We start from the raw sequence: 2737 nt of genomic DNA, 5'->3' as shown, positions 1-2737 counted from the left end.
GCGTCTGGCTGCCGGTGGCCAGGGGTTGATAGCAGGTAATTTGTGGTTCGCGTAGTGCGTACGCGGCCAGAGACAGAATCTGGGTGCCTGATGCAATAGGCTGAACACCAGACCCTCGGGCGCCCTCGACCGCTTTTTTCACTCCGAAGAAACGATCGGGGGTAGCGCGTGTGGGTGGTGCATTTTTTCGGGTCGTTCTACAATGGCATCGAATGAGGCAGGAATATGATTTCGTTATCGTAGGGGCGGGGTCGGCGGGGTGTGTGCTGTCCCACCGCCTGAGTGCCAGGGCCGACCTCAAGGTTTTGCTTCTGGAAGCCGGTGAACCTGAACAGGGGCTGTACCACAAAGCCCCCGCAGCCTTTCCCAAACTATTCAAAGGCAGATCCGACTGGGCTTTTTTCACCGAGCCTCAGCCAGACTTGAATGGGCGCGAACTCTACTGGCCCAGGGGTAAGGTGTTGGGCGGGAGCAGTAGCATCAATGCCATGATTGTGGTACGGGGCAACCCCCACGACTACAACGATTGGAAGATGCCGGGCTGGTCGTTTGGCGAGATACTACCCTACTTCAAAAAAATAGAAACCCATCCCCTCGGCCCTTCCGAGTACCATGGCGACCGTGGCCCCCTGCACGTAGAGGTGCGCAGGTATACCAACCCCCTGACCTACGCGTTTATCGAAGCGGCAGTGGCGTCGGGCCTCGAGCGCAACGACGACTTTAACGGGCCCAACCAGGAAGGGGTGGGCCTCTTCCATGTAAACCAGAAAAACGGAGCCCGTCAGAGCGCGGCCACTGCCTATCTGAGGCCTGCCCTGCCACGCCCCAATCTGGATGTTCAGACCGGGGCCAGAGCCCATCGCGTTCTGTTTGAAGGAGCCCGGGCGGTAGGGGTGGAGTACCGCCATCATGGCCTGATGTGGCGGGTACGGGCCAGCCGGGGAGTGATTGTCTCGAGCGGCTCGGTACAGTCGCCCCAGCTCCTGATGCTTTCTGGCCTGGGCCCCGCCGATCAGCTACGGCAGCATCAGATCGAAGTCCGGCAAGACCTGCCGGTGGGACAAAACCTGTGGGATCACCTGGCCCTGCCGGTCATCTGGCACTGCAAGGCGCCGGTTAGCCTGGACAAGGCCGAAACCCTGGCGAATGTAGCCCGGTATCTGCTCACCCAGGGTGGACCGTTGGTGAGCAACGTGGCCGAAGCCGGAGCCTTTTTGCGTATCCTGGCCGGTGCACCTGCGCCCGACTTGCAGTACCACTTTGGGCCAGCCTTCTTCAGCAATCACGGGTTTGATCGTGAGGAGGGCCACTTCTTTACCATAGGCCCCACGCTGGTGGCCCCGCAGAGCCGGGGCATGATCGGTCTACGCAGTGCCGATCCAGAGGCGGCTCCACGAATCCAACCGCGTTATTTGAGTGAGCCGCACGACCTCGAGGTGCTGCGCACCGGGATAGAACTGGCCCGTGAAATCGCGGCTCAAAAAGCCTTTGACCCGTACCGGGGCCCACCTCATGGCAGGCAAGCCGGCCTCCAAGAGAAGGCGGAGCTGAACACCTATGTGCGCCAGTACGTCCAAACCCTCTACCACCCTACCGGAACATGCAGCATGGGGGAGGTGGTGGACGAACGCCTGAAGGTGTATGGGTGTGAAAACCTCTATGTGGTGGATGCCTCGGTGATGCCGAAGGTGGTGCGCGGCAACACCAACATCCCTACCCTGATGGTTGCGGAGAAAGCCGCCGATCTCCTGCTGAGCACCGAATCGGGGTAGACCGGGATCCTCAAGGCTCCAAAAGCAAATGCTCGATGCGGAACTGTTTCGGTGTTCCATGTACCAGCACTGCCTCGAGCCGCACCGGTACGTCGTCTCGACCCAGCAGATAAACCACCGACCGATAGATGCGCTGGTACTTGGTAGGGGTCAGGGCTTCCAGGGGTGTCCCAAAAACAGCATCGCGGCGCTGCTTGACCTCGATGGCCACATAGGTTGGGCCATCCTGCATCCAGAGGTCAATCTCGCCAAAAGGGGTTCGTTTGTTTAGCCCCAACAACACATATCCCTTGGCCAGAAGATGCTTGCGGGCCAAAGCTTCGGCCCAGGCCCCTTTCATAGCGGGCTTTCCAACACCTGCTGCCCATTGACCACGATGCGCAGCACCGCAACTCCCCGTACCACGATCTCCTGGCTGAAGCTCCAGGGTTGCTGAACGGGTCCCTCAAACACGGTGTTGACCAGTACTTCGTCTTGCACGGCGATGACCACCACGGCATTGGGAATGTTTTCGGGCAGGGTGTAGCTCACGTTTACCCGACGCTCCTGCGGTCCTGCAGGAACGGGGGTTAGGCTAGGTTGGTTTACGTCGGGGTTGGCGGGGTCTGGGGTGGGTGTGGGAGCCGGTATGGGCTCGGGAATGGGGGTTGGTTCGGGGGGTGGTGGGGGTGCGGCCAGACGCGGGGGCTCAAAGGGGGAGGCTTTGGGGATGGCGGCTACGGGCTGTGCAGCTACCAGGATGCGCACCACGGTTTCGCGGGCCAGTACCACACCTGGGCCAGGTTCCTGGCCAATCACGATGCCCTCGGGTGCACCCGAGGCCACCCGCACCAGCTGGGCCTGGAGTTCGGCCACCGTAAGAATGTAGCGGGCTTCCTCGTCGGTCAGGCCGGTCAGGTCGGGCAGCAAGGTTTCGCGCACAGGGGGACGGGTTCCAGTAGAGACCAGCAGGCGTACTCCCTCCC

The 2737-nt window shown here is 61.2% G+C and carries 3 protein-coding genes; 1 reads left to right on the top strand and 2 read right to left on the bottom strand.

Features of this window, described 5'->3' with window-relative positions; translation table 11 throughout:
• Positions 1–212 precede the first annotated feature (212 nt).
• Positions 213–1772 (top strand): GMC family oxidoreductase N-terminal domain-containing protein, encoded by a 1560-nt coding sequence (locus Q0288_RS12485; protein WP_299430900.1) that lies wholly within the window; start codon positions 213–215, stop codon positions 1770–1772.
• Positions 1773–1782: 10 nt separating this feature from the next.
• Here Q0288_RS12485 and Q0288_RS12480 read toward each other — a convergent pair whose 3' ends face one another.
• A complete protein-coding gene (locus tag Q0288_RS12480) occupies positions 1783–2112 on the bottom strand; it encodes a YraN family protein (protein WP_299430898.1) in 330 nt (109 codons plus the stop codon).
• Positions 2109–2737 (bottom strand): PASTA domain-containing protein (locus Q0288_RS12475; protein ID WP_299430896.1); only part of this gene is annotated, 629 nt, incomplete at its 5' end. The genes Q0288_RS12480 and Q0288_RS12475, both read right to left, overlap by 4 nt.

The sequence above is a fragment of the uncultured Meiothermus sp. genome (assembly GCF_937863175.1).
Lineage (GTDB): Bacteria > Deinococcota > Deinococci > Deinococcales > Thermaceae > Meiothermus.
Note: the sequence above shows the minus strand (reverse complement) of the source record. Positions and strands in the feature narration are given on the sequence as shown.

Coding starts and splice junctions, on each gene's coding strand:
- Q0288_RS12485 (WP_299430900.1), top strand. CDS start 213: ATGAGGCAGGAATATGATTTCGTTATCGTAGGGGCGGGGTCGGCGGGG.
- Q0288_RS12480 (WP_299430898.1), bottom strand. CDS start 2,112: ATGAAAGGGGCCTGGGCCGAAGCTTTGGCCCGCAAGCATCTTCTGGCC.